Annotated in this window: 21 protein-coding genes; 8 read left to right on the forward strand and 13 right to left on the reverse strand. The window is 72.0% G+C overall.

Annotated elements, in window-relative coordinates; genetic code table 11:
• Positions 1-84: 84 nt before the first annotated feature.
• Positions 85-801 carry a DUF4232 domain-containing protein gene (locus ACGFIS_RS05190; protein ID WP_392900235.1) on the forward strand — a complete coding sequence of 239 codons (717 nt, stop codon included), beginning with the start codon at positions 85-87 and terminating at the stop codon, positions 799-801.
• Here the strand turns inward: ACGFIS_RS05190 and ACGFIS_RS05195 are convergent.
• Positions 798-1,619, reverse strand: coding sequence for a uracil-DNA glycosylase (locus ACGFIS_RS05195; RefSeq protein WP_392900232.1), 822 nt, complete (start codon positions 1,617-1,619; stop codon positions 798-800). The two genes, ACGFIS_RS05190 and ACGFIS_RS05195, sit on opposite strands and share 4 nt — an antisense overlap.
• A gap of 138 nt (positions 1,620-1,757) precedes the next feature.
• On the opposite strand from ACGFIS_RS05195, the gene ACGFIS_RS05200 reads away from it, so the two are divergent.
• The gene (locus tag ACGFIS_RS05200; RefSeq protein ID WP_392900229.1) at positions 1,758-2,558 is read left to right on the forward strand and encodes a DUF2510 domain-containing protein; all 801 of its coding nucleotides are present in this window, start codon (positions 1,758-1,760) and stop codon (positions 2,556-2,558) included.
• 35 nt (positions 2,559-2,593) lie between these two features.
• Here the strand turns inward: ACGFIS_RS05200 and ACGFIS_RS05205 are convergent, their stop codons facing one another.
• The 4 genes from ACGFIS_RS05205 to eno form a co-directional block, all read right to left on the reverse strand.
• The gene (locus tag ACGFIS_RS05205) at positions 2,594-3,544 is read right to left on the reverse strand and encodes an exopolyphosphatase (RefSeq protein ID WP_392900226.1); all 951 of its coding nucleotides are present in this window, start codon (positions 3,542-3,544) and stop codon (positions 2,594-2,596) included.
• On the reverse strand, positions 3,541-4,110 hold the full coding sequence (locus ACGFIS_RS05210) for a DUF501 domain-containing protein (protein ID WP_392901428.1): 570 nt from the start codon (positions 4,108-4,110) through the stop codon (positions 3,541-3,543). Before ACGFIS_RS05210 ends, ACGFIS_RS05205 begins: the two co-directional genes overlap by 4 nt.
• An 82-nt stretch (positions 4,111-4,192) precedes the next feature.
• On the reverse strand, positions 4,193-4,714 hold the full coding sequence (locus tag ACGFIS_RS05215) for a septum formation initiator family protein (protein ID WP_392900223.1): 522 nt from the start codon (positions 4,712-4,714) through the stop codon (positions 4,193-4,195).
• On the reverse strand, positions 4,714-5,997 hold the full coding sequence (eno, locus tag ACGFIS_RS05220; protein ID WP_392900220.1) for a phosphopyruvate hydratase: 1,284 nt from the start codon (positions 5,995-5,997) through the stop codon (positions 4,714-4,716). The genes ACGFIS_RS05215 and eno overlap by 1 nt, the downstream gene beginning before the upstream one ends.
• 304 nt (positions 5,998-6,301) lie before the next feature.
• Between eno and ACGFIS_RS05225 the strand changes: the two genes are divergently transcribed.
• Positions 6,302-7,675 carry a sensor histidine kinase gene (locus ACGFIS_RS05225; protein ID WP_392969651.1) on the forward strand — a complete coding sequence of 458 codons (1,374 nt, stop codon included), beginning with the start codon at positions 6,302-6,304 and terminating at the stop codon, positions 7,673-7,675.
• A 49-nt stretch (positions 7,676-7,724) separates the two neighbouring features.
• Here ACGFIS_RS05225 and ACGFIS_RS05230 read toward each other — a convergent pair whose 3' ends face one another.
• From ACGFIS_RS05230 to mfd, 6 genes are all read right to left on the reverse strand, one after another.
• Positions 7,725-7,985, reverse strand: coding sequence for a hypothetical protein (locus ACGFIS_RS05230; protein ID WP_392900215.1), 261 nt, complete (start codon positions 7,983-7,985; stop codon positions 7,725-7,727).
• 58 nt (positions 7,986-8,043) lie between these two features.
• Positions 8,044-8,988, reverse strand: coding sequence for an NADP-dependent oxidoreductase (locus ACGFIS_RS05235; RefSeq protein WP_392900212.1), 945 nt, complete (start codon positions 8,986-8,988; stop codon positions 8,044-8,046).
• Between the two features lie 129 nt (positions 8,989-9,117).
• Complete coding sequence (locus ACGFIS_RS05240) at positions 9,118-11,619, reverse strand: penicillin-binding protein (protein ID WP_392969654.1); 2,502 nt, start codon at positions 11,617-11,619, stop codon at positions 9,118-9,120.
• An 82-nt stretch (positions 11,620-11,701) separates the two neighbouring features.
• Positions 11,702-12,757: a MazG family protein gene (locus tag ACGFIS_RS05245; protein WP_392900207.1), complete on the reverse strand. Its 1,056-nt coding sequence runs from the start codon at positions 12,755-12,757 to the stop codon at positions 11,702-11,704.
• A 5-nt stretch (positions 12,758-12,762) separates the two neighbouring features.
• Positions 12,763-13,419 carry a hypothetical protein gene (locus tag ACGFIS_RS05250; RefSeq protein WP_392900205.1) on the reverse strand — a complete coding sequence of 219 codons (657 nt, stop codon included), beginning with the start codon at positions 13,417-13,419 and terminating at the stop codon, positions 12,763-12,765.
• Positions 13,420-13,498: 79 nt separating this feature from the next.
• Entirely contained in the window at positions 13,499-17,143 is a 3,645-nt protein-coding gene (gene mfd / locus ACGFIS_RS05255) for a transcription-repair coupling factor (protein ID WP_392969656.1), read from the reverse strand.
• Positions 17,144-17,361: 218 nt separating this feature from the next.
• On the opposite strand from mfd, the gene ACGFIS_RS05260 reads away from it, so the two are divergent.
• The 5 genes from ACGFIS_RS05260 to ACGFIS_RS05280 all read left to right on the forward strand — a co-directional run bounded on the left by ACGFIS_RS05260 (position 17,362) and on the right by ACGFIS_RS05280 (position 22,875).
• Positions 17,362-18,318 carry a class I SAM-dependent methyltransferase gene (locus ACGFIS_RS05260; protein ID WP_392969659.1) on the forward strand — a complete coding sequence of 319 codons (957 nt, stop codon included), beginning with the start codon at positions 17,362-17,364 and terminating at the stop codon, positions 18,316-18,318.
• A 119-nt stretch (positions 18,319-18,437) separates the two neighbouring features.
• Positions 18,438-19,919 carry an adenylyl-sulfate kinase gene (gene cysC, locus ACGFIS_RS05265; RefSeq protein ID WP_392969662.1) on the forward strand — a complete coding sequence of 494 codons (1,482 nt, stop codon included), beginning with the start codon at positions 18,438-18,440 and terminating at the stop codon, positions 19,917-19,919.
• A 150-nt stretch (positions 19,920-20,069) separates the two neighbouring features.
• Positions 20,070-20,999, forward strand: a complete 930-nt coding sequence (locus ACGFIS_RS05270) for a sulfite exporter TauE/SafE family protein (protein WP_392900194.1) — start codon at positions 20,070-20,072, stop codon at positions 20,997-20,999.
• A 125-nt stretch (positions 21,000-21,124) separates the two neighbouring features.
• Positions 21,125-22,036 carry a hypothetical protein gene (locus tag ACGFIS_RS05275; protein WP_392900191.1) on the forward strand — a complete coding sequence of 304 codons (912 nt, stop codon included), beginning with the start codon at positions 21,125-21,127 and terminating at the stop codon, positions 22,034-22,036.
• Positions 22,036-22,875: a phosphatase PAP2 family protein gene (locus tag ACGFIS_RS05280; RefSeq protein ID WP_392900188.1), complete on the forward strand. Its 840-nt coding sequence runs from the start codon at positions 22,036-22,038 to the stop codon at positions 22,873-22,875. The genes ACGFIS_RS05275 and ACGFIS_RS05280 overlap by 1 nt, the downstream gene beginning before the upstream one ends.
• Here the strand turns inward: ACGFIS_RS05280 and ACGFIS_RS05285 are convergent.
• Together ACGFIS_RS05285 and ACGFIS_RS05290 are read right to left on the reverse strand one after the other, a co-directional pair.
• The gene (locus ACGFIS_RS05285) at positions 22,853-23,899 is read right to left on the reverse strand and encodes a hypothetical protein (protein WP_392900185.1); all 1,047 of its coding nucleotides are present in this window, start codon (positions 23,897-23,899) and stop codon (positions 22,853-22,855) included. The genes ACGFIS_RS05280 and ACGFIS_RS05285 overlap by 23 nt on opposite strands.
• Before the next feature lie 89 nt (positions 23,900-23,988).
• Positions 23,989-25,938, reverse strand: a complete 1,950-nt coding sequence (locus tag ACGFIS_RS05290; protein ID WP_392969665.1) for a hypothetical protein — start codon at positions 25,936-25,938, stop codon at positions 23,989-23,991.
• Positions 25,939-26,028: the final 90 nt, after the last annotated feature.

Below are 26,028 nucleotides of genomic sequence, written 5' to 3' on the forward strand. Positions count from 1 at the left end.
CCGACCGCCGCCCGGGCCGCTCGGCCAGGCCCTGCCCCGCCGTCTGCGGGTTCACGGGGAGACGCGAGGACGGGGAACGCTCGAATGCCACGGATCATCTGGGGGACGCTGGCAGCAGCCGCCGTCACCGTCACGCTCACGGGATGCGGCCTCACCTCGAACGCGGGACCTGCCGCATCCGAGGTCGGCAGCTCGACGACACCGACCAGCACGGCGACGGCCGGAACCCAGGGATCGGCCACGGGATCGGACTCACCCGGCAAGGGATCGCCCTCCACCGGCTCGCCGGGCACCGGAAGCGGCACGGGGACCGGCACAGGGACGGAGACCGGCGAATCACCTGGAGGCGGGGTCGGCGGAGACGGTGCGGCGGACTATCCGCTCTGCACCAGCGCCGTGCTCAACGCACGCCTCTCCAACAGAAGCTTCGTGGAGACCAACCGCTACGTGACGCTCATCCTGACCAACACGTCCAAGACCACATGCAAACTCCGCGGCTTCGCCAGCCTGCAGCTGATCAACGCGGACGGGCTCGTCGAGACGAGGGTCAGCCGCCACGGCACGCCCCGGACGGTCACGCTCCGGGGCCACGACTGGGCCTACGAACGACTCCACTGGACGTCGGAGCCCGACGGCGGCGAGAGCGGCACCGGCCCCTGCCAGCCCACCGCGACCACCCTGCAGGTCTACACGCTGTACCAGACCCAGCCACTCACGGCGTCCTGGACCAACGGCCCGGTCTGCCACCACGGGAGGATCTGGCTCACCCCCATCACGCCGAACACGACGCCCGGCTACTAGCGATGGTCGCGGGCGCGGACGAGAACGGCGTCCAGCATCTCCTCCGTGACCCGCCCGGTGAAGGTGTTCTGCTGGCTCGGGTGGTAGCAGCCCAGCATCAGCACGGGGTCGCGCCGCGCCACCACAGGCGGCGGCACCAGTTCGACCTCGGCGCCGTGGCCGAACTTCGGCCGGGGACGCGGCACCCCGTACCCGGACTGCTTCAGCGCCGGCCACACGCCCTGCCAGGCGAACCCACCGAGGCACACGATGCAGCGGACGCTCGGCGCGACCATCTCGACCTCGCGGGACAGCCACGGCAGGCACGTCGTGCGCTCCAGCGGCGTCGGCTTGTTGTCGGGCGGGGCGCAGCGGACGGTCGCCGCCATCCGGGCGCCGATGAGCCGCTGCCCGTCGCCCGCGCGCACGCTGGTCGGCGACGCGGCGAGGCCGACCCGGTGCAGCGACGCGAACAGCCAGTCGCCCGAGCGGTCCCCGGTGAAGATCCGCCCGGTGCGGTTGCCGCCGTGCGCGGCCGGGGCCAGCCCGACGATCAGGATCCGCGGCTCCGGATCACCCCATCCGGCGATGGGACGGCCCCAGTACTCCTCGTCCGCGAACGCCCTGCGCCGCTGGACGGCGACCCTCTCCCGCCACTCCACCAGCCGGTCGCAGGCGCGGCACACCGACTGCCGGGCGCACAGCTCGTCCAGGTCCGGCGCCTTGGCCGCCAGCTCGACGACGTCGCCGGTGCCGTGGGCGACGGGGGTGTCCGGGGCGGCGGGATCTTCGGGCCACCCGGAGCCGGGCGGCACGAACGGGGCGTTGGCGGTCGGCATACCACCGATCGTCGCACGCCACAGGCGGTGGCCGGGTTCCGCCCATGTCTCTGCGGAACCGGTCTCGGTCGGTACGATGCGTTCGCCGGTCGGGGAGGCGGGTGTCCGGCACGCCGAAGGCGAATCGGAGGCAGGCAGTTGTCGCAACCGGGCTGGTATCCAGACCCCTACGGCACTGGCAGCCTGCGCTGGTGGGACGGCCAGAGCTGGACGGAGCGGCTCAACCCGGAGCCGTCCCGCCCGCCGCGGGTGCGGCTCCCCCGGCAGGAACAGCGTTCGCGGGGCCACGAGGAGCAGGAGCCGTGGACGATCTACGCGGCCCCGGAGCAGGCGAGCTGGGGCACCCGGCCCGCCGTCCGGCCGCTGGACGTGAACGTGCGCGGCCTGCACCTGCACGCCGACGACCAGATCGTGGCGTACGGGGGCACCTCGCTCGCCTGGCCGCATGTGGAGTGGGTGGCGTACTGGGCGGCGGAGCGACCGGCCGGATACGGCCACGTCCCCGGCACCCAGTGGGTCTTCCAGGCGGGCCGGTTCCCTTTCCGCAGCGGCCCCCGAGTCGAGGTCGTCATCGAACCGGACGCCCTGTCCCCGGGGACGAGCGGTCAGGCCGCGGCCGGGCAGGGCGAGCCCGAGTACGTGTGGGGCCGGCTGATCCAGCTGTGCCAGGAGCACGCCGAGCACCGTCTCGTGGCGGAACTGGCGAAACGGGTCCGGGCCGGCGAGTCGATCGACGTGGCGCAGGGGCTCACCGTCCATCCGGGCGGCGTCCGCGGCAACCGGGTGTCGCTGAGCTGGTCGGCGATCTCCGGCGCCACGGTGGACAGCGGCCGGGTGTGGATCCAGCAGTCCAGCAGCGCCTCGCCGATCCTCTACGTCCCCCAGCAGAACCCGAACGCGGTCCTGATCCCGGCCCTGCTGGCGCAGCTGAAACACTGAGCACCCGCGGCGGACGGCGGGTCACACCAGCGGGGTCACACCAGGGACCAGGCGATTCCGTCCAGGATGTCGTGTTCGCTCACGACGACGGCGCCGAAACCGTACTCCCGCATGATCCGGTCGAGGATCAGGGCGCCCGCGCCGATCACGTCGACCCGGCCCGGGTGCATGACGCCGAACTCGGCGCGTTCGGCGCGGGTGGCGTGCAGCAGCCGCCGGGTGACCTCGTGCACCTGGGATGCGGTGATCCGGGACAGGTGGATGCGGGACGCGTCGTACTCGGGCAGGTCGAGCGCGATACCGGCGACGGTGGTGACCGAGCCGGCGAGGCCGACGAGCGTGCGCGCCTCGTCCACCGGGACGGTCTCGCGGACGGTGGCGAGGGCCGTGTCGATGTCGGCGGCGGCGTTCGAGATCTGCAGCGGTGACGGCGGGTCGCCGTCCCTCAGGTGCCGCTCGGTCATCCGGACGCAGCCGATGTCGATCGAGCGGGCGGCGTCGGCCGACGAGCTGCCGACCACGAACTCGGTGGAGCCGCCGCCGATGTCGACGACCAGGTAGGGGCGGGCCGGGCGGAGCTCGGCCAGTTCCCGGGTGGCGCCGAGGAACGACAGTCCGGCCTCCTCGTCCCCGCTGATCACCTCGGGGACGACGCCGAAGATGTCGACGACGCCGTTGACGAAGTCGGCCCGGTTCTCCGCGTCGCGGGTGGCGCTGGTCGCCACGACCCTGGTCTTGACGGGGCCCTGCCGGGCGGGGGGTCCGTGCCGCTCGATCAGTTCCGCGTAGCCGCGCATCGCGGTGAAGGTGCGTTCCAGCGCGGCGGGCGACAGCCGCCCCGTCTCGTCGACGCCCTCCCCGAGCCGGACGATCTCCATCCGGCGTTCGACGTCGGTGAGCGTCCCGCCGCCCTCGCCGGGGACGATGTCGGCGATGAGGAGGCGGACGGAGTTCGTTCCGCAGTCGATGGCCGCGACACGCGTCACCGTGCCTCCCCCGCATCGGTGCCCGCGTGATCCGCCTGACCCGTCTGATCCGCGGGGACGCAGGGGCCGGAGCGCCACCATTCCGGGAGCGCGTCCAGCGCCTCGCGCCCAAGCGGGTTCACGCCGGGCACGGCCAGCTCGTGGGCGATGAGGGCGTGCAGGCATTTGACGCGTTCGGGCATGCCGCCCGCGCTCTGCATGTCCTCGGGCAGCGGCTCGAGGCCGTCCTCGCGGGCCGCCTCATCACGGCGGCGCAGGTAGTCCTCGTGGGCGGCGGTGTAGCGGGCCTTCAGCTCCGGGTCGGCGGCGAGCCGGTCCTGCATCTCCCGCATGAGGCCGCCGCCCTCCAGGGTCCCGATGGCCGAGGCGGCCTTCGGGCACGTCAGGTAGAACAGCGTCGGAAAGGGCGTCCCGTCGGGCAGCCTCGGCGCCGTCTCGATCACGGCGGGCCGCCCGCACGGGCAGCGGCTCGCCACGCCGCGCACGCCGCGCGGCTCCCGTCCGAGCTGAGCCGCTATCGCGGCCCGGTCATCGTCCCGTGCCACCCGGTCACCTGCCTGCATCATCTGCGTCCCACCCGCGGATCTCACGTCCGGCCCCTCCCGCCGGGCGTGTCCGGCATCGTCTCGCCGCGAGCCGCGCGACGGGTCAGCGCGGCCTGTCTGCCGCCTCCACCGACCGCCACAGCGTCTCGTACCACGGCGGCCTGCTCGTCGGCCCGCCCTTGCGGGCCTGCCGGCCGTCGCCGTCGCCACCGTCCAGCACGATGTAGCACTTTACGTCAGGACGGCAGTAATGGAGTCTTCGCGTCGCCTCACGCTCAATGTACGACTTATCCCCGAGTTGCTGCTTGCGTTGGGCGAGAATCTCCACCTGGCGGCGCGCCACCGCCTCCTTCTGCCGGAGGTCGGCGATCTCCTTGCGCTGCGCGATGTACTCCCGGACGGGATAGGCCAAGCTCAGCGCGATCGCGCACACCACCACGGCCAGGATGGCCGCGCGGCTGGTCAGCGCCGGGTTGCCGCGGCGCATGCCGCTCGCGCGGCCGTCCCGGTGGTCGTCGGCACGGTGGTCGTCGGCACGGTGGTCGTCGGCACGGTCGTCATCGGCGTCGCCGTGCCCTTCTCCGCGCCCGGCTCCGGGGCCCGGCCGGTGCTCGCCCCGCGTCATCAGTCCTGCGCGTCGAAGCGCGGGAACGCGGAGGCTCCGGCGTAGCGGGCGGCGTCGTCCAGCAGCTCCTCGATGCGCAGCAGCTGGTTGTACTTGGCGACGCGGTCGCTGCGGGCGGGGGCACCGGTCTTGATCTGGCCGCAGTTGGTGGCGACGGCCAGGTCGGCGATCGTGGTGTCCTCGGTCTCGCCGGACCGGTGGCTCATCATGCAGCGGAAGCCGCTGGTCTGCGCGAGCGAGACGGCGTCGAGGGTCTCGCTGAGCGTGCCGATCTGGTTGACCTTGACCAGCAGCGCGTTGGCGGCGCGGGCCTTGATGCCGCGGGCGAGCCGCTCGGGATTGGTGACGAACAGGTCGTCGCCGACGATCTGGACGCGCTCGCCGATCGCGGCGGTGAGGCCCTCCCAGCCGGCCCAGTCCTCCTCGTCGAGCGGGTCCTCGATGGAGACCAGCGGGTACTCCGAGACCAGCTCGCCGTAGTAGGCGGCCATGTCGTCGGAGCTCCTCTTGGTGCCCTCGAAGGTGTACTGGCCGCCCGCGTGGAACTCGCTGGCGGCCGCGTCCAGCGCGAGCGCGATGTCGCGTCCGGGGACGAAGCCGGCCTTGCGGATCCCCTCCATGATCAGGTCGAGCGCGTCCCGGTTGCTCGGCAGCTCGGGCGCGAACCCTCCCTCGTCGCCGAGGCCGGTGTTCAGGCCCTTGGCCTTCAGCACCGACTTCAGCGCGTGGTAGGTCTCGGCGCCCCAGCGCAGCGCCTCGGCGAAGGTGGCCGCGCCGATCGGCGCGATCATGAACTCCTGGATGTCGACGTTGGTGTCGGCGTGCGCGCCGCCGTTCAGGATGTTCATCATCGGGACGGGCAGCAGGTGCGCGTTCGGCCCGCCCACGTAGCGGAACAGCGGGAGACCGGCGGAGTCGGCGGCGGCCTTGGCGACGGCCAGGCTGACGCCGAGGATCGCGTTGGCGCCGAGCGCCGACTTGGCGGGCGTGCCGTCGAGGTCGACCAGCAGCCGGTCGATCAGCCGCTGGTCGGAGGCCGGGTAGCCGACGAGCTTCTCGTCGATGGTCTCGTTGACGGCCTTGACCGCGTTGCGGACGCCCTTGCCGCCGTAGCGCTCACCCCCGTCCCGCAGTTCGACGGCCTCGAACTGGCCGGTGGAGGCCCCGCTCGGCACGGCGGCGTGCGCCTCGGTCCCATCGGCGAGCAGGACCTCGACCTCGACGGTCGGATTGCCGCGGGAGTCAAGGATCTCCCGGGCGAGTACGGCCTCGATCGACGACACGGGGAACCCCCTGGTGGTGCGAGTGGTCTGGCATGCAGCGGTCTGGTGCGATCACCGAGCCTATCCGCGCGGCCCCCGCGCCGCCCAACTGGCTCGCCGTCGTCCGGCGGGACGGCCCACATATCGGACACGGCCGGGGCCGTCGGACACGGGCCTGCCGGACACGGGACGGGGCGAACTGAACGATCTTTTACCCGCCACCCACGGTCGTGTTTGCCCCGTTCAGGCAAGAAAACACGGGTACTGGCAGGAACGTGAGCGCACCCGGGAGGTCGTCATCCGCGTCCGGTCCCGCCGGCCGCCCGTGCAGCTGAGCCGCTGGATCTGGCGGGCCGTCCTCCGCAATCCCGAGATCCGGGTGCGCATGACGGTCACGGCCGTGCTGTTCATGCTGTTCCTCTCGACGGCATTGTGCGTGGCGGTGTTGGTCCAGGCCAGGCGGCAGGTCGCCAACGACGTAATCCAGGAGCTGTCGAGAGACGGCCGCAGCGTGATGAACGCTTACCACGCCGGCCAGCTGGATCAGGAGATCGACGCGCCCAACGACGAGCTTGAGCAGGTGGTGGACCGGCGGGGCCGGGTGATCGCGGCCACACCGCGAATGCAGGGCCGGCCGGCCGTGCCGTTCCCGCCTCCGCGCAGGGGCGCCGACCACCGCGAGGGCCGGATCTGCGGCATCGACTTGCCGGGCGGGGACTGCTTCCTCGTCGTCGTCAACCAGATCGGCCTCGGACAGTCCGCGCTGTTCGTCTACACCCTCGCACCCGCGCCGGGACTCTTCCCGCGCCCGCTGATAGCGACGCTGCTCATGCTCAGCATCCCGTTCTTCTCCGGCTTCGTCGGCTACGGAACGTGGCGTGCGGCGACCCGCACCCTGCGACCGGTCGCCATGATCCGCCGGGAACTGGACGAGATCACCGCCACGGACCTGGAACGCCGGGTTCCGTACCCGCCGCGCCGCGACGAGGTGGGGCTGCTCGCCGAGAGCATCAACGCGACCCTCGACCGGCTGGAGCAGGCGGTCGCGCGGCAGCGCGGGTTCGTCACCGACGTCTCCCACGAGCTGCGCAGCCCGCTCGCCGCGCTGCGGATGGAGCTGGAACTCGCGCTGTCGGCACCCGAGGAGACCGACATGGCCGAGACGCTGCAGGCCATCCTGGCCAACACCGACCGGCTGGCGGCGGTGGTGGACGACCTGCTGGCGCTGGCCCGCCTGGAAGCCGACAGGAACTTCCAGCGCGAGACGGTGGATCTGACCGAGCTGACGGATCAGGAGGTGCTGAGCCGTCCCCGCCGCGCCCAGGTGACCGTCCTGTCGGAGGGGGCGGTGACGGTGCAGGGCGGGCGCAGCGAGCTGGCGCGGCTGCTGACGAACCTGATCGACAACGCCGTCCGGCACGCGTCCCGCGAGGTCACGGTGATCCTCCGCCCGGAGTCGCCCACGACCGCGGTCGTCGAGGTGATCGACGACGGCACCGGCATCGCGCCGGAGGACCGCGAGCGGGTGTTCGAGCGCTTCACCCGGCTGGCCGAGGGCCAGCACCGCGACGCCGGCGGCACCGGCCTCGGCCTGGCGATCTCCCGCGACATCGCCGAGGCGCACCGCGGCTCACTGATCCTCACCGACCGCGTCGACGGCGTCCCCGGCGCCCGCTTCGTGTTGCGGCTGCCGCGGTGAACGGTCGTTCCCGTCCCCGGCGCGGCCCGCCGGAGACGGGAACGGTCCGTCAGGAGATCCCGAGGTCGGCGCGGAGTCGTTCGCGTTCGGACTCCAGGAGCTCGATCTGGCCTTCCAGCTCCTCGCGGGCGGCGAGGTACTGGCCGGAGTCGGCGAAGTCCGTGGCGTCGCCGGGCGGCGCGGGAAGTTCGGCGCGCAGCCGGGCGAGGGTCTCGTCGAGGTCGCGGAGCCGGGTCCGCCGGTCGTCGCCGCCGGCCTCGTTCATGCCGCTCTGGCTCATGTCGCCCTGATTCATGCCGCTCTGGTTCATGTGGTCCTCCCGTGGGTCTGCATGCCCGTGACGCGGTGGTCCTCACCCCAGCACGCGATCAGATGCGGATCACGGTCTTGCCCCGGGCGCCGCCGGCCCGGTTGGCGGCCAGCGCGTCCGGCGCGTCCTCCAGCGGCACCTCGCGTTCGACCCGGACCCGCAGCTCACCCGCGTCGATCAGGTCGGACAGCCGGTCCAACAGCTCGGCCGTCGGGTCGCTGTCGAGGTTGACCCCGCGCAGCCCCTGGGCCTCCATCGAGTCGGGGTTCACCGACCAGACGGAGCTGACGTACGTCCCGCCGGGGCGCAGCAACTGTGCGAGGACCTCGGTGCCCGCGGTGTCGCCGACCATGTCGAGGACGGCGTCGATCCCGCCGTCGTGGACGGCCAGCACCTGGGCGTTGAGGTCGCCCTTGGAGTGGTCGACGGTCTCGTCCGCGCCGAGCCTGCGCATCGTCCCGGCCATGTCGGCGCGGGCGGTCGCGATGACCTTCGCGCCCTCCCGCGCGGCGAGCTGCACCACGCCCTGCCCGACGCCGCCGGTCGCCCCCACGACGAGGACGGTCTGCCCGGCGTCCACCCGCGCCTCCTCGACGATGCCGAGCGCGGCCGTGCTCGCCGTCGGCACCGCCGCGGCATGCGTGTAGATCATGCCCTCCGGGATCTTGGCGACGGGGCCGTCGTCGCGGGCGAGGGCGTACTCGGCGAACGCGCCGAGGCCGCGGTCCTCCATGGCGAAGGTCCCGTAGACCTGCTCACCGTGCCGCAGCCGGGTCACGCCCTCGCCGACCGCCTCCACGACCCCGGCGCCGTCATGGCCCAGGATCAGCGGGAAGGACGCGTCGACGGAGTCCTTGAACATGCCGTCGGCGATTTTCCAGTCGGACGGGTTCAGCCCGGCCGCGATCATCTTCACGAGGATCTCGCCGGGCCCCGGCTCCGGACGCGGCAGGTTCATCGGCGCCGGCGTGGCGCCGTACTCGGACACGGCGATGGCTCGCATGACGATCGTCCCCCCGAACGGCTCAGCAGGGGCCCGACACCCCGCCACGTGATCTACCCGGCCGCCGGACGATCACACAGGCGATCACACCGACCCTCACACAGGCGATCACACAGGCGATCACACAGGTCAAGCGGGTTCCTGCTGCGCCGGGTCGGCGGGGGGCGGCGGGAGCGTCGGCGTGTTGGTCGGCCGCGGTGGGAGCGGTGGCGGCCGCTCGCCGTCACCGCCGCCCCCGCCGCCGTCGTCGCCGCCGTCGCGGCCGGGGCCCTTGCTGACGCGCAGCGTGATGGTGGCGCCGGGTTCGGCGGAACCGGGGCCGGGCGACATCTCCGCCACGGTGCCCTCGTCGTACTCGCGGGACTCGACGCGCCCGCCGACATCGGTCCGGAAACCGGCGCCGCGGAGCTTGCCGATGGCGTCGCGCAGCTTCATCCCGCGCACGTCGGGGATTTTGATCCGTTCCTCGCCCGAGCCCTTGCTGAAGTAGAACGACGGCGGCCGGCGGAACGAGGACGCGTCCGTGCCCTTCAGCGCCCCGCGCATGCTCTGCTGCCAGATCGGCGCGGGGATCGTCGCCCCGTACACGGCGCCGTAACACCGGCCGTTCATGCACAGGCTCGTCATCGGGTGCTTGTAGCCGCCGCGCGGGTCGCCGACCCACACCGCCGAGGCGAGGTCCGGGGTGTACCCGGCGAACCATGCGGCGGAGAAGTCGTCGACGGTGCCGGTCTTGCCGGCGGCGTCGCGGCCGAGGCCCATCCCGCGTGCGGTGCCCTTGGTGATGACGCCGCTCAGCACGTGGTTGACGGCGTCCGCGACGCCCTTGTCCATCACCTGCTCGCAGTCGCGCGGCGGGACCTTCAGCTTCTTCCCGGACGCGTCGGTGATCTCCTTGATGGCGATCGGCTCGCAGTACTCGCCGCGGGCGCCGAACGCCGCGTAGGCCGCCGCCAGCCGCAGCGGGGAGACGGCGTTGAAGCCGAGCGTGAACGCCGGATACTGCTCCAGCGGCTTGCCGCTGGCCTGCGTCATCCCGAGGCGTTCGGCCATCTTGACGGTGTCGCAGAGGCCGACCTCCTTCTCCAGCGCGAGGAAGAAGGTGTTGACCGAATGGTGGGTCCCCGTGACGATGCTGAACTGCTTGCCGCCCTCGCCGTCCGCGGCGTTGCCCAGCGACGCGGTCGGGTCGCCGACCTTCTCGCCGTCGCAGTTGCGGAAGCCGACCGGGGTGTACTCGCGCGGCGCCATCAGGCGGGTACCGAAAGGCATGCCCTCGTCCAGCGCCGCGGCCAGCGTGAACGCCTTGAACGTGGATCCGGCCTGCATGCCGATGCTGGAGCCGTGGCTGGCGTCGGCGGCGAAGTTGATCCAGGTCTTGCCGCGCTCCTCGTCCGGGCCGAGCTCGCGGTCGACGACCATGGCCTTGATCTCGCCGGTGCCGGGCTCGACCATCGCCTCGGCGGCGGCCTTGTGGGCGGAGTTCTTGGGCGGGACGTGCTCGTCCACGGCGCGCTGCGCCGCCTTCTGGGCCTGCCGGTCCATCGTGGTGCGGATCGTCAGCCCGCCCCGTTTGAGGAGTTTCTCCCGCTCCTTGGCGGTCTCGCCGAACACCGGGTTGATGAGGATCTCGCGCTGGACGTAGTCGCAGAAGAACGGGGCGTCGCTGGACACGCAGCCGCTCCGGACGTTCTGGACGTCCAGCTTGACGGGCTGCTCCTTGGTCTTCTCCGCCTTGCCGGGGTCGAGCCAGCCGAGCTCGGCCATCCGGTCCAGGACGACGTCGCGGCGCTGCCGGGCCGCGTCGGAATGCCGGGTCGGGTCGTAGGCGTAGGGGTAGCGGATGACGCCGGCGAGCAGCGCCGCCTCGGCGAGGTTCAGCTCGGAGGCGTGCTTGGAGAAGTAGTGCCGGGACGCCGCCTCGATGCCGTAGGCGCCGTCGCCGTAGTAGGCGATGTTGAGGTAGCGCCGCAGGATCTCGTCCTTGGTGAACCGCTCCTCCACCGCGACCGCGTACCGCAGCTCGCGGATCTTCCGCGCGGCGGTGATCTCCTTGGCCCGCTTGCGCTCCGTGTCGGAGTCGGCCTGGGCGAGCAGCAGGTTCTTCACGTACTGCTGGGTGATGCCGGAGCCGCCCTGCTCCACCGAGCCGTGGCTGAGGTTGCTGGCCAGCGCCCGCAGCGTGCCCTGCACGTCGATGGCGCCGTGCTCGTAGAAACGGCTGTCCTCGATGGCCAGGACGGCCTTCTGCAGGACCGGTGCGATCTTCTCCAGCGGGACGTCCACCCGGTTCTGGTAGAAGAACGTGGCGATGGTGCGGCCGTCCTCGGACAGAATCCTGGAGCGCTGCGGGACGCCGGAGGTCGTCAGCCCGTCCGGTTCGGTCTGGAACCAGTCCGCGGCGTCGCGGGCGCCGACGCCGGCCGTGCACGCGGTGGGCAGCAGCATGAGCGCGACGATGAAGCCGGCGAGACCGCCGAGCGCCCCCAGCCCGCGGACCGCGCGGGCCTTCTCTTCGCGCGTGGTGGACGCGGTGAGGATCCGGCGGGGGTGGCGAGGCCGCGCGGGACCGCCGAGGGGACCCTCTCCTGCATCCGGATTCCCTGCGTCATCTTCGGCCCCAGCCAGCACGCGCTTAGCGTAAACGTGCATCTCCGGCCGGACCACCCCATCTTCGATGTTCCGGTCGAAATCGCCCAGATTGCCGCCCGGGTCAGTCGTGCGGCGCTCGTCGCTCCCAGGCTCGGACACGATCGCGGAATACCCGAGATACCGCCCGCAATTCGGACTCCGGATCGAGTCCCCGCTCCGCGGCCTCCCGGACGAGCTCGAAAAGCCGGACGCCCAGGTCGGCCCCCGCGCCTTCGCCGTTCCCCGGCACGCCTCCGCCGTTCCCCGGCACGCCTTCCGGGGTGCCTTCGGACGCGCCGCCGGGGTCCGCCGCCGCGAGGTCGGCCGCGAGTCCGGCCGGGGCCTTCATCCGCGCGGCGCGGCGCTGGAGCTGCGCGGCCAGCGACAGCGCGGGCTGCCCCATCGGAACGCCGTCGAGCGCCGACGCCTCCGCGCCGCTCTTCTCCGCCCGCTCGGCCGCCTTGATCTGCTCCCAGTTGGCGTTGACCTCGTCGGCGCCGGAGACCGTCACGTCCCCGAACACGTGCGGATGGCGGCGGACGAGCTTGTCGACGATCCCGCCCGCCACGTCGTCGATGGTGAACGCGGTCTCGTCGTCGCGTTCGGCGGCCACCACCGAATGGAACGCGACCTGCATCAGCACGTCGCCCAGTTCCTCCCGCAACGCGCCGAGGTCGCCGGACTCGACGGTGTCGAGGACCTCGTACGCCTCTTCCAGCAGGTACGGGACGAGCGTGGCGTGGGTCTGCTTGCGGTCCCACGGGCACTCGCGGCGCAGCGTGTCCATCACCGACACCAGGTCGAGCAGCCGCGCGCCGGGCAGGTCGTAGGACCCGTGCAGAACCTCCACGTCCAGCGGGTCGTTCACGACCAGGGTGCCGATCTCGCGCATCAGCGGCTCGTCGCCCTCCGGCGCGGCCACCCACACGACGTCCCCGCTCCGCGCGTCCGCCACCAGCCGGGACGCGTCGGGCGCGTCGACCACCTCCGGGACGATCCCGGCGTCGAGGAGGGGCGCCAGCAGCGGGTGCCCGTCACGGAGCCGGACGGCACCGGCCGACCGGAGCGCGTCCCAGGCACGCCAGGTCAGCAGGCCCGGCGCCACCCGGTGCGTGGTGGCGAGCAGTGTCAGGCTCATTCGCCTCAGATACCCGAATCGGGGCTGGACAGCCGGTGCTCCGCAGGGTTGACCTCGAACTTGCCGGGGTCGTAGCTCCCGTACCGCGGGCTGATCTCGATCTTCATGCCGTCCGCGGTGCGCCGGAACAGGTCGTTCCACTTCTGCCCGGCCTGCTGCGTAGCCGGGTCGAACCGGTTGTTCAGGTTCGCCCCGAAGCGCTCCATCACCGCGATCTGCGTGGCGACCAGGCGCGCCAGGTCGCGGGTGCGCTCACGCGGCAGCCCGCTCGCCAGCGTGACCGACTCGGCACCGCCCTGCCGGTTCAGGCCCTCGACGGCCTGGTCGACCCGTCCCCGGGTGATCTCGACGCCCGTCTCCTCGGCCACCTCCTCGGCGACCCGGAAGTTGATCAGCAGGGTGAGCGCGCCCCGCAGGTCGGACTCGGAGTCGCCGGCGAGCTGCGGCGCCGGGTTCGCCGGGTTGGCGCGCAGCTCGTTGGCGGCCGGGTCCGTGCGGAACTGCTCCCGCCAGTCGCGGACGGTCTGGCTGAGGTCGGTGACGGTGATGCGGTCGCCGTCGACGAGGGCGGCGGTCCCCGCCTTCGGCGTCCCGCCGCAGCCGGCCAGCGCGCCGGCCGCCACCACGGCGGCCACCGCGACCTTCACGGACTTACCGAACACGGAAATTCCCATCTCATCGATCGATCGTCGGGGGCGCCTGAACACTACCGCCGTTGCCGGGGGGCGTCCCCCGGAGACGCTACCGCGCGGCGGTGGCCGGTGACGCCTCCAGGAACAGGGCCTCCACCAAGTCGGTGGCCCATCTCAGCAGTTCCTGGTCGCGCAGCGGCCGGCCGCCGAGCGGCGCGGTCTTCGGCGCCGGCACCAGCAGGGTGTCGGTCGCCGGCTTCAGGATGCTCTTCGGGTACAGCCGCTGCAGCCTGACCTGCTTGGAGTCGGCAAGGTGCACCGGCGTGAACTTGATGAAGCTGCCCTGGACGGTGACGTCGCCGAGCCCCGCCCTGCGCGCCTTCGCCCGGAACCGCGCCACCTCCAGCAGGTTCAGCACCGCGACGGGCAGCGGCCCGAACCGGTCCTTCAGCTCGTCGTGCACGGCGCCGATCTCGTCCTCGGACGTGATCGCGGCGATGCGCCGGTAGGCGTCCAGCCGGAGCCGCTCCCCCGGCACGTACTCGTGCGGCAGGTGCGCGTCCACGGGCAGCTCCACCTTCGTCTCGACGGCCTCCGGCTCCCGGCCGCCCTCCTTCAGGTCCCGGACGGCCTCCCCGACCATCCGCACGTACAGGTCGAACCCGACGCCCGCGACATGACCGGACTGCTCGGCGCCGAGGATGTTGCCGGCGCCGCGGATCTCCAGGTCCTTCATCGCGACGTACATGCCGGCGCCGATCTCGCTGTGCTGCGCCAGCGTCGCGAGCCGTTCGTGCGCGGTCTCGGTCAGCGGCTGCTCCGGCTGGTAGAGGAAGTAGGAGTACGCCCGCTCCCGGCCGCGCCCGACCCGTCCGCGCAGCTGGTGCAGCTGCGACAGCCCGTACATGTCGGCGCGGTCGACGATCAGCGTGTTGGCGTTCGGCACGTCCAGCCCGGACTCCACGATCGTCGTCGCGACCAGGACGTCGTAGTTGCGCTCCCAGAAGTCGACCATGACGCGTTCGAGTTCCTGCTCGTTCATCTGGCCGTGCGCGATGCCGATGCGCGCCTCCGGGACGAGGTTCGCCAGGTTCGCCGCGACCTTGTTGATCGAGCGGACCCGGTTGTGCACGAAGAACACCTGGCCCTCGCGCAGCAGCTCGCGGCGGATCGCGGCGGCGATCTGCTTCTCCTCGTACGGGCCGACGAACGTCAGGACGGGATGCCGCTCTTCCGGCGGGGTCAGGATCGTCGACATCTCACGGATGCCGGTCAGTCCCATCTCCAGCGTCCGCGGGATCGGCGTCGCCGACATCGCCAGGACGTCCACCTGCGTCCGGAGGCGCTTCAGCTCCTCCTTGTGCTCGACGCCGAACCGCTGCTCCTCGTCGATGATCACCAGGCCGAGGTTCTTGAACCGCGTCTGCGACGACAGGATGCGGTGCGTGCCGACGACCACGTCCACGGTGCCGTCCGACAGGCCGCGCAGCGTCTCCTCGATCTCCGTGCCGGACTGGAACCGGCTGATCGGCTTCATCACGACGGGGAACGCCGCGAACCGCTCGGTGAACGTCGACATGTGCTGCTGCACCAGCAGCGTCGTCGGCACCAGCACCGCGACCTGCTTGCCGTCCTGGACGGCCTTGAACGCGGCGCGCACCGCGATCTCGGTCTTGCCGTAGCCGACGTCGCCGCAGATCAGCCGGTCCATCGGGACGGGCCGCTCCATGTCCTGCTTCACCTCGTCGATGGCGGCGAGCTGGTCGGGCGTCTCCACGTAGGGGAACGCGTCCTCCAGCTCCCGCTGCCACGGGGTGTCGGCGCCGAACGGGTGACCGGGGCTCGCCATCCGCGCCGAGTACAGCCGGATCAGTTCCCCGGCGATCTGCTTGACGGCCTTGCGGGCGCGGGACTTGGCCTTCTGCCAGTCGGCGCCGCCGAGCCGGTGCAGGCTCGGCGCCTCACCGCCGACGTACCGGGTCAGCTCCTCCAGCTGGTCGGTCGGGACGAACAGCCGGTCGCTCTTGGCGTACTCCAGGATGAGGTACTCGCGGGTGGCGCCCTGCACCGTCCGGCTGACCATCTCCACGTACCGTCCGACGCCGTGCTGCTCGTGCACCACGTAGTCGCCGGCCTTGAGCTGCAGCGGGTCGATGCCGCCGCGCCGCCGCGACGGCATGCGCCGCGCGTCCTTGGTGGACGACTTCTGCCCGGACAGGTCGGTCTCGGTCAGCACGGCGAGCTTGACCGACTCCCAGATGAACCCGGTCTCCAGCAGCCCGGTCGCCACGTTGACCAGGGACGGCTCGGGCGGCCCGGCGACGTCGGTGAGCCGCGCGCCGAGGCCCTCCTCCCCGACGAGCTGGACGAGCCGCTCGGCGGGCCCGTGCCCGGCGGTGACCAGCACGACGCGCCAGCCGCCGTCGATCCAGCCCTTGAGGTCACCCACGACGCGCGTGGTGTCGCCCCGGTAGGCTTCCGCCGCCTGCACCCCGAGGTTCAGCGCGTCGCCTGTCTCTTCCAGGGGGGACGCCCCCCCTGACCCCGCCGTGCTTTCTTCGCCCCGCATTCCGGGGTTCAGAGCCGTCACGCTCCACCGCGGCAGACCCAGCTCCGCGCTGTGCGCGCGGACGTCCTCCAGTGACCGGAACGCGGCGGCGCCGAGGTCGATCGGCGCCTCTCCCCCGGCGGCGGCGTTGACCCAGCTCGCCTCCAGGAACTCCTGGCTCGTCCGGACCAGTTCGGCGGAGCGCGTGCGGATGCGCTCCGGCTCGCACACCAGCAGCACCGACCCGTCCGGGAGCAGGTCGGTCAGCAGCTCCATGCCCTCCGCGAGGACGGGCGAGAACGCCTCCATGCCCTCCACGGTGTCGCCGTCGGCGATCCGGCCGAGGATCTCCTCCAGGGCCGGGTGCTCCCCGGCGAGCCGCTTCGCCCGCTCCCGCACCTTCGCGGTCAGGGGCAGCTCCCGGCACGGAGGCGCCCACAGCCCGCCTTGCGCGACCTCGAGGGAACGCTGGTCGGCGGCTTTGAAGTAGCGGATCTCCTCGACCGTGTCGCCCCAGAACTCCACCCGCAGCGGGTGCTCCTCGGTGGGCGGGAACACGTCCAGGATGCCGCCGCGCACGGCGATCTCGCCGCGCTTCTCCACCAGGTCGACGCGGTGGTACCCGGCGTCCACGAGGTTCCGGACGGCGTCGTCCATGTCGGCGTCCTCGCCGGTCGCCAGCCGCACCGGCTCAAGGTCGGCGAGCCCGGACACGATCGGCTGGAGTACCGCGCGGATCGGCGTCACGACGACGTCCAGCGCGCCGCCCTTGCCGGTGTCCGGGGAGTCTCCGGCGGCGCCTGTGCGGGATGCGCCTGTGTGGGATGCGCCTGTGTGGACCGCGTCCGGGTGGACGAGGCGGCGCAGGACCGCCAGCCGCTGCCCGACCGTGTCCGACCGCGGCGACAGCTTCTCGTGCGGCAGCGTCTCCCACGCCGGGAAATGCGCCACCCGGCCCGGGTCGAGGAGGCTCGACAGCGCCGCCGTCAGGTCCTCGGCCTCGCGGCCGGTCGCGGTCACCGCGAGCACGGCGCCGCTGCTCGCCGGGGCGCCACCGCGTGCACGGATGGCACGGGTCAGCGCCGCGGCCAGGATCGGCCACAGGGAGGGGGGCGCGACGACCTCGGTGTCCACGCGCACCTGTTCGAGGGCGCGCTCCAGACCGGGATCGGTGCACGCAAGGTCAACAAGTCCAGAAAGCGTCATCTTCGCCCGCTAATTCGCCATTCACCCCGTAGCAGGGCAGCCCGAAAACCCGGAAACCCAGCCGGGCCCCCGGTAACCGCCTACCAGGGTACGCGCCCGTGGGCGCGTATGTTCAGGCGACCGTGCAGAGCACGGGGGTGCACGCAGGGCGACACGGGCGTTACCAAGGATAGGCAAATAGCAGACGGAGCGCAGTCAGGCGATTACGCTGCGAAACTGTGACCGAACTGCGTACGCCGCCGGTCAACGACGGCGATCTCTTCTCAGAACGCGCTCGCCAGTACGCCCTAGAGAAGCCCCTGCAGCGGATCCACATCCTGGAGGCGGGCTGCGGCTGGGGGACGAGCCTGGACCTCGGCGACCGCGAACACCACGTCACGGGGGTCGACATGGACGTCCCCGACCTCCGCGCCTACACCTGCGAGCGGCCCGACCTGGACGCCTGGCACCTCGGCGACCTGCGCACCGTCCCGCTGCCGCCGCGCACCTACGACATCGTGCACGCCTCTCACCTGATCGAGCGCATCCCGCACGCCGAGCTGGTGCTCGACCGGTTCGTCGCCGCGCTGAAACCCGGCGGGCTGCTGCTGGTGCACCTGCGCGACCGCAACACCGCGTTCGGCTTCCTGGACCGGGCGCTCCCGCGGTGGCTGCACGTCTCCGGCCGCCGCCGGCGGCGCACCCGTCCCGGACGGGGCCCGCGCGGCGCCCACGCCCGCATCGCGTACACGACCGGGGACGGCGTACCCGGGAGCGGGGGCAGCGCGTCCGGAGGCGGCGCATCCGGGAGCAGCGCACCCGGGAAGGGCGCTTCCGGGCACGGCATGTCCAGAGGGGGCGCCGAGCGCGGTGCCGGGCACGCCGAGATCGCGGGCACCGAGACCCCCGCACGGCCCGTGACCCGGCCGGCGGTCCGGACGAGCCCGCCCCCGGCCACCTACGACCGCGTCGCGTCCCGCTCGGGCATCCAGTGGTACTGCGTGATGCGCGGGCTGGTGATCTCCGAGGAGTACACGTCCCGGCAGGCCATCGACGCGCTCGGGGCCGGAACCGGCCCCGCCGAGCTGCTGTGCCGCCTGGTGTCGGCGCTCAGCCGGGGGCGCCTCACCGCAGACCACAGCGAGGTCACGTTCGTCATCCGCAAACCCGAGAACCGTTTCGCCCGGGTCATCTGAGCCCCCGCACGCGCGGGGCGAAGGTGCGTACTCCCAGGCCGGCGCAGTATTTTCCCTGCGGAGACTCCCATGCACACGGACCAGCCCGGCCTCCGCGCCGGGCGGGATCGGAGATCGCGGTGACCGCCGAAGCCGGCCTTTCCGACACGCTGCGCGACCTGCCCGTCTGGACACCGGATCCGGTGGAGCTCGCCGACCTGGAGCTGATCCTGGCCGGTGTGTACCGCCCGCTGACCGGCTTCCTCGGCTCGTTCGACGCCGCCATGGTGATCGCCGGCGGCCGGCTGGCCGACGGCACCCCGTGGCCGGTCCCGGTCACCCTGTCGGTCCCGAAGGAGCTGACCGAACACGAGCGGGTCGTCCTGCAGGACCCGGAGGGCGTGCCTCTCGCCGTCCTGCGGGTGGCCGAGGCGTGGCAGGACCCGACGAGCCAGGCCTGGCGGCTCGCCGGGCCGCTGGAGGCACTCCGCGCCCCCGCCCACGGGCCGTTCCACAGCCTGCGCCGCCGCCCCGACGAACTCACCCCCCGCGAGGGCACGGTCCTCGGAGTGGCCACCCGCGGCTTCCTGCACCGCAAGCAGCTCGGGCAGCTCCGGCAGGTCGCCGAGCGGCTCGACGCGGAGGTCCTCGTCCTGGCGATGCTGAGCGGCGAGCACGACGAGTCCCTCGTCCGGGCCCTGCTGGGCGTCCGCAGGGAACTGCCGGACGGCGCCCGGATCATCCCCGTTCCGCTCCCGGCCCGCGGCGGCGCGGACGTCCAGGACGAGCGCGACGTGCTCCTGCACGCGCACATCGCGGCCGCGTACGGCGCCACCCACCTGCTCGCCGACCGCGAGATCGAGGGCACCGCGATCCCGGTCGCGGTACCCGAGCCGTGGGCCTACGACGCCGACGTGGAGGTCTGGCGGCCGGTGGCGCGGATCGAGCCCGACCACGTCCAGGCGGAGCTGACGCCCGGGCGGCTCGGCGAGCTGCTGGACGCCGGTGAACCCGTCCCCGACTGGTTCACCCCGCCCGCCGTCGCGGCCGAACTGGCGCTGGCGCGTCCCCCCAAGCTCTCCCGCGGCATCACGGTGTTCTTCACCGGCCTGTCCGGCTCCGGGAAGTCCACGGTCGCGCGCGGCCTGGCCGACGCCCTGATCGAGCGCGGCGGCCGGACGGTCACGCTGCTGGACGGCGACGTCGTGCGGCGGATGCTGTCGGCGGGCCTGACCTTCTCCCGCGACGACCGGGACCTCAACATCCGGCGGATCGGTTTCGTCGCCGCGGAGATCACCCGGCACGGGGGCACCGCGATCTGCGCACCGATCGCGCCGTACGCGGCGACCCGCGCGGAGGTGCGCCGGATGGTGTCCGCCGTGGGCGACTTCATCCTCGTGCACGTCGCGACGCCGCTGGAGGAGTGCGAGCGCCGGGACCGCAAGGGCCTGTACGCCAAGGCGCGCGCGGGCCTGATCCCGGAGTTCACCGGCATCTCCGACCCCTACGAGGAGCCCGAGGACGCCGACCTGACCCTGGACACCTCGCGGCTGGCACCGGACGAGGCGGTCGGCAAGGTCCTCGATCTGCTGGTGGAGGGCGGCTGGGTGCGGCCCGCCTAGCGCCCCGGCCGCCCCGGCCGCCCCGGCCGCCCCATCGGACGCAGATCGTCCGACCCGTCCCGTTTGCACCTCCGAGCCCGGGTTACGACACCCGGGTCAGGTGCTTTAGGGTATACGCGAGTTTTCCTACATATCTGGTAGGTCATGCCGATGGACTTCGATTGGGCGATGGCGCTGGGCTCGTTCCTCGTCGCCATCATCGTCGGGCTGACCGGTATGGGCGGCGGCGCCCTGATGACGCCGATGCTCGTGACGTTCTTCGGCGTCAGCCCGCTTGCAGCCGTGTCCAGCGACCTGGTGGCCGCCGCGGTCATGAAGCCCGTCGGCAGCGCGGTGCACTACCGCCAGGGCACCATCGACATGCGGCTGGTCGGCTGGCTCTGCGCCGGGTCCGTGCCCGCCGCGTTCTCCGGCGTCCTGCTCGCCAAGGCCCTGGGCCGCGGCGGCTCGGTCGAGGACGTCATCAGCATCGCGATGGGCGTCGCGCTGATGGTCGCGGCGGGCGGGCTCGTGCTGCGCGCCTACATGTCCCACCGGCGGCGGGGCGAAGCCCCCGACGAGAAGGGGGAGGCCCCCGAGATCGAGGTCCGCCCACTGCCGACCCTGCTGGTCGGCCTGGTCGGCGGGCTCGTCGTCGGCATCACCTCGGTCGGCTCCGGCTCCCTGATCATCGTCGCGCTGCTCGCCCTCTACCCGGCGCTCAAGGCCAACCAACTCGTCGGCACCGACCTCCTCCAGGCCGTCCCGCTGGTCTTCGCGGCCGCCATCGGCCACCTGCTCTTCGGCGACTTCCGGATGGAGGTCACCACCGCCCTGCTCGCCGGCTCCATCCCCGGCGTCTACCTCGGCTCGAAGATCTCCGCACGCGCCCCGAGCACCCTCATCCGCCGCTTCCTGATCCTGGTCCTGGTCGCGTCCTCGCTGAAGATGTTCGGCATGGGCGCCGTCCCAATGGGATGGACCCTCCTCGCCCTGGTCACCGCCACGGTCGCCGCCCGGCTCTACCTGCGACGCCGCACCCCCGCCCCGGCCACCGGACCCACCGGGCCGCCGCGATCGCAATCACCCGCCGTCCGCTGAGGGCGGTCGATTTCCGATCGCGGGCGCCCGTCCGGCCGGGCAATGGCACGAATCGGCGATCGCACGGACGGCAAATCCGTAGAATCGCCCCATCAGCGCTGTTCATCCCCATCAGGAGGCCGTCCGTGCAAGCCCTGCCGGTCCGCCGCGTCGCGATCGCGATTGCGGCGGCGGCTCTACTTACGCCGCTGGGCGCCCCCGGCGCCGTCGCCGCGGCGCCTAGCGGCATCGATCTCGAGGACGTGGTCGTGAGCCTCGCCGAGAACGGCGGGCTCTACATCGCCCCCGGCGTCCAGGACCTCAGTGACGTCCAGCTCGACAAGCTGCGCAGCCCATTGGAGAGCGCCGACCTCCCGGTGTACATCGCGATCTTCCCAGCCGGGACGATCCCCGACCGGGCCACCGCCTACAACCGGCTGATCGTGGACATCCACGATGAGGTCAAGCGCAAGGGCACCTACGCCGTCGTGGTCGGCGGGAAGCTGCGGGCCTACTCGTGGAGCGTCCCGCCGCGCACGACCGCGAAGGCGTGGGCGGGCGCGAAGAAGAACGGCGGCGGGAGCCTGATCAACGAACTCTCGCTGTTCGCACGCAACGCGGGCGGCGCGAAGCCCGGCAAGCCCGGCCCGGGGCCGGACATCGGGACGGAGAGCCCCATGGCCACGCCCATGCCCGAGCTCGGCGAGGAGGTCACGGACAAGCCCGGCAGCGCGTCGGGGCCGATCGGCGAGGAGGGCGGCGCCCCGGTCGGCCTGATCGCCGGCGGCACGGCGGCCGTGGCCGCGGCCGCCGGCGGCGCGGTGTTCCTGCTCCGCCGCAGGCGGCGGCCGGCCGCGGCCGCGGCGGGCGGGCCCGCGCCCGGCGCCGGCCAACCGGGCGGCCCCCCCGGCACGCCGGGCCGGGACGGCACGGGTGGCCCCGATGCCGCCGCGCAGGCGCCGCCCGCACCGGGCACCGTGCCCCCGGACGCCCCGCGACCCGCCGGCCCCGCCTCCGGTGGTCCCACTACTGGCGACGACCTTCCGCCGACCGTCTGATGGCCGCGCTCATCGCCTTATGCGCCCTGGGCGTGGTCCTGGCGTTCGTCATCGGGTACGCCTGGGCGAGCCGTCCGTGGGGCACCCAGACGGCAGCGGCCGTGCGGCTGCGCGACGCCCGTACGCAGCTCGACGAAACCCTCGGCCCGATCGGCTCCTTCGTCGCCTTCCTCGGCGCGGGCGCGTTCCTGGTGACCGCGGCATCCCTGCTTCTCGGCGAGCTGTGCCAGCGGCTCCTCTCGGCTCATGACGTCCCGATGTTCAACCTCGCGCAGCGCACCGCCCGGTCCGGCGCGTGGACGGACGCGATGGAGGTCATCACCCAGTCGGGGAACGTGTGGCCGACCCGGTACGTCGGGTTGGCCGGGGCGCTCGTCCTCACGCTCGTCGCCATCCGGACGCGCCGCCGCCCGTGGGTGCCGATGCTGCTGATCGGCACGGTCATCCTGGTGGAGCGCTTCCAGCAGACCGCGCTCGGCGCACTGGTCGACCGCGGCCATCCGCCGACGACGTTGGGGACCTACCCGTCGGGCGGATGCGCCCGGCTGATCTCGATCTACGGCACGATCGTGCTGATGACGCTGTGCTACCTGCGGGCGGGTCCGCGGGTGCGCGCCCTCGTGTGGGGCATGCTCGCCGCCTTCGCGTTCCTGGAGGGGTACACGCGCTGGTACCTCAGCATGCACTGGATCACCGACGTGTACGGCGGCTGGATCTACGGCTACGCGCTGCTGGCCGTGGCCATGTTCGCAGGCCGGTCGCTGCTCGCCGAGAACGCGGACCGGGAGCCGTCCGGGCACGGCGAGCGCGAGCCGGTCAGGGCGGCGTCAGACGATTGAAGTCCGGCATTTTGGCGACCTGCCGAAATGCATGCGCCGAGGCGCCCGTGGTGTTCCACCTCGTGTCCCCCACGGGCGTCTTCGGCGACTCGAAATACAGGAGACCCTTCAGCCGCGGATAGTCGGGAAGCTGGCGCGGGACGGACGCGAAGAAGCGCCGGCTGAAATCGGGATCGTTCTTGCGGTTCACAGTGCCCCACTCGGCGAGCATGAGCGGCTTCGTCGGGAATCGCACCGACGCCCACGTATAAAATCCCGGCCATTTCGGATAATCCGGGCGCGTCTTGTTGACCAATGTCGCAAAATCGCTCACCCACTTGTCCGCGTACAGGTCGGCGGCCACCCAGTCGATCACGTCGTCGCCCGGATAGAGGTCGTTGAACCAGGGCTGCGACCCCCAGTTAGGGACCCCCATGTAGGCCATCACGGTCACCGCGTTGTCCGCGCCTCCGGCCCGCAGCCGCTTGATCACGTGCCGGACCATGGCGCGGTAGTCGCCGGCGGTGTACCCCGACCCGCGCGACGGCCGGACCTCCTCCTCGGGCTCATGGTGGACGGCGAGGAAGAACCGGTGCGGATGGGCGGCGCGGATGCGGCGGGCGATGTCGTCGATGTGCTCGTCGACCACCGGGTCTCCGGCGGCGACCTGCGCCCAGGTCCTCCCCATCTCGGGCTTCCAGTTGAGGAACAGCAGCCGGCGGCGGCCGCCCTCGCGCGCCATCGCGATCTCGCGGTCGGTCGGGAAGATCTCCCCGTCCCGATGGTACAGGTGCACGGCGTCGGCGGGGTGGCGGGTCTTGTCCTCGAAGTCGGCGAGGGCCTTCTCCGTCGACTTGTTCATGAAGACGCCCGGCGCGACGCCCCACCACCGGCCGCACTCGGGGACCAGCCGGTCGGAGACCGCGCAGCCGGGATCTTCGGCGGAGTCACCGCCGATGGAGACACCGATCCCGACGCCCGCGGCCAGGACGACCGCGCCCGCACCCGCGCCGAGCGCCCAACGCCCCATCCTTGTCATGGCCATCAGAAAACAGACTCCCCCCGTCGAACGCGAAGGCCAGGCGTCCCCCGTATTCGGGGGACGCCCGGCCCTGGATCACTGCCGCGCTCAGGTCAGCCGACGAAAAGACCGCCGCCCCGCCAGTCTGCTGTACTGATCACGGTGGAACTTCCGCTCGGGGCGCCGTCGACGAACTTCACCGTGTTCAGCTTGCCGTCGCTGGCGACGTAGTAAAGCTTATCACCAGAAACAAACATCCCTCGGACATTTGTCCAGCCAGAGGACGCCGCGGTGTACTCAATGGCGCCGAGGACTCCGCTTTCCGGTGTGAAGTAGCGGTAGTACAGCGCCGAACTCCCGGACCTGGTGTAGTACATCCGGCCGTTGTCGAAGAACATCCCGAGCGTCCGGCCACCCGACGTCGAGCTGTAGAACTGCGGCTCGTTGCCCTTCCAGCGCGGCTCATCGGCATCCCATTCCGCGTCGGCGTAGGGGTTGGCGAGCTGCTCGGCGCCGACGGACGTGCCATCGAACGTGCGCTTGTACAGCTTGCCGTCGGACTTGGCGTACCAGAGGGCGCCGTCGATCAGCATCGTGCCCCGCACGTCCGACCAGTCCATGCCGCCCGAGACCGACTCGGTGACCGCGTCGCCGGCCGTCGTGCCGTCGAACGTGCGCGAGAGGAGCTCGTTGCGCTGCACGAGCGTCCCCGGCGCGGCGACGTAGACCTTGCCCGGGAGCTGCCCGGTCGCGTCCGCGGGCAGTGTCTTCCCGCCCTCGAACGGGAAGAAGCCGATCTTCCCGCGGAACTTGTGCGACGACGGCGGCAGGAAGTAGTTGGTGTCGCTGCCCACCCACAGGCCCTCGGAGGTCACCAGCAGCGACCACGCGCCGTCGCCGCGGGGGTCGCGGCCCGGGTTCCAGGAGAGCGGGACGCCGTTGCGCGGGTCGAGGGCGGCCAGGCCGGGCCGGGTCACCGCGCCGGGACCGGCGCTGTCCCTGCCGTAGGGGTTGTTGGACCAGCGGGGGTGCCCCCCGGCGAACACGGCCGATGCGGAGACGGTGACCGAGTCGATCGTGTCGCCGCCCGTCCAGTTCACCCATGCCGGCCGCACGTCCGAGCCGGTGGTGTCGTTGTCCCAGCGGGTGACGCTGTCGCAGAGCTGGGACGTGCCGTACGGGCCGCCGGTCGTGCCGACCACGACGAACTTGCCGTCCGGCGACATCGCCATGTCGCGCACGTAGCTGTTGAAGACGGTGTTGCACGTGGTGGCGAACCCGCTGGTCTTCCAGGTCGTGTCGAGCGAGTCGGAGGAGTCGCCGAGGTTGAGCCGGGCGAACTGCCGCCGCTCCTCACCGCCGGCCGTGCGGAAGTTCCCGATCGCGTACATCTTCTCGCCGTCCGGGGTGGCGGCGATCCGCCGGACGCGCGTGATGCCGCCGTTGTGCACACCGGTGAACGGGACGGTGCCGTACTTGGTCGACAACCCGCCCGTCGTCGGGCTGAGCGCCGCGAAACCCTTGCGCTTGATGCCCGCGATCTTGGTGAACTGCCCGGCGATGTAGAGGCGCCCGTGCGCCAGCTCGATGTCGTAGACGGCGCCGTGGCGGACCCCCGGCGTCCTCCAGGTGCCGTTGGCGACCTCCTGGCCGGTGCTCACGTCGATCCGGGCGAGCTTGGGCCTGGCATTGCCGTTGACCGTGTTGAACTTGCCGCCGACGAACACCGACTTGCCGTCCGGCGCGGGCTCGAGCGCCTCGACCACGCCGTCGAGCTGCGGCCGGAAGCTGGTGTCGAGGTGCTTGTTCCGCACGTCGATCGCCAGCAGGTTCGTCACGGGGTATGTCGTCGTGCCCTGCTTGACCGACTTGAACTTCCCGCCGACGATGATCTTGTCGCCGACCTTGGCCATCGCATAGACCACGCCGGCCCAGCCGCCCTGGTTCGGCTCGATGTTCGGGGTTCCGCCGTAGGGAATCTCACTGGGCATCTTCCCGGCGGTTTGCGCGGCACTGGCAACTGCCGCGACCTGGTGGTCTCCGGCGAACTGCGGGATGGTCACTAGACCGATCCCAGCCAATACCGTCGCCACGACCGCCGTATCACGACGCAGACGCGACACTTATGCCTCCTCGGCGGGGAATCCTCAGAA

The sequence above is a fragment of the Spirillospora sp. NPDC048824 genome (assembly GCF_043198455.1).
Lineage (GTDB): Bacteria > Actinomycetota > Actinomycetes > Streptosporangiales > Streptosporangiaceae > Spirillospora.

Coding starts and splice junctions, on each gene's coding strand:
- ACGFIS_RS05190 (WP_392900235.1), top strand. CDS start 85: ATGCCACGGATCATCTGGGGGACGCTGGCAGCAGCCGCCGTCACCGTC.
- ACGFIS_RS05195 (WP_392900232.1), bottom strand. CDS start 1,619: ATGCCGACCGCCAACGCCCCGTTCGTGCCGCCCGGCTCCGGGTGGCCC.
- ACGFIS_RS05210 (WP_392901428.1), bottom strand. CDS start 4,110: ATGATGCAGGCAGGTGACCGGGTGGCACGGGACGATGACCGGGCCGCG.
- ACGFIS_RS05215 (WP_392900223.1), bottom strand. CDS start 4,714: ATGACGCGGGGCGAGCACCGGCCGGGCCCCGGAGCCGGGCGCGGAGAA.
- ACGFIS_RS05230 (WP_392900215.1), bottom strand. CDS start 7,985: ATGAACCAGAGCGGCATGAATCAGGGCGACATGAGCCAGAGCGGCATG.
- ACGFIS_RS05235 (WP_392900212.1), bottom strand. CDS start 8,988: ATGCGAGCCATCGCCGTGTCCGAGTACGGCGCCACGCCGGCGCCGATG.
- ACGFIS_RS05245 (WP_392900207.1), bottom strand. CDS start 12,757: ATGAGCCTGACACTGCTCGCCACCACGCACCGGGTGGCGCCGGGCCTG.
- mfd (WP_392969656.1), bottom strand. CDS start 17,143: ATGACGCTTTCTGGACTTGTTGACCTTGCGTGCACCGATCCCGGTCTG.
- ACGFIS_RS05270 (WP_392900194.1), top strand. CDS start 20,070: ATGGACTTCGATTGGGCGATGGCGCTGGGCTCGTTCCTCGTCGCCATC.
- ACGFIS_RS05280 (WP_392900188.1), top strand. CDS start 22,036: ATGGCCGCGCTCATCGCCTTATGCGCCCTGGGCGTGGTCCTGGCGTTC.
- ACGFIS_RS05285 (WP_392900185.1), bottom strand. CDS start 23,899: ATGGCCATGACAAGGATGGGGCGTTGGGCGCTCGGCGCGGGTGCGGGC.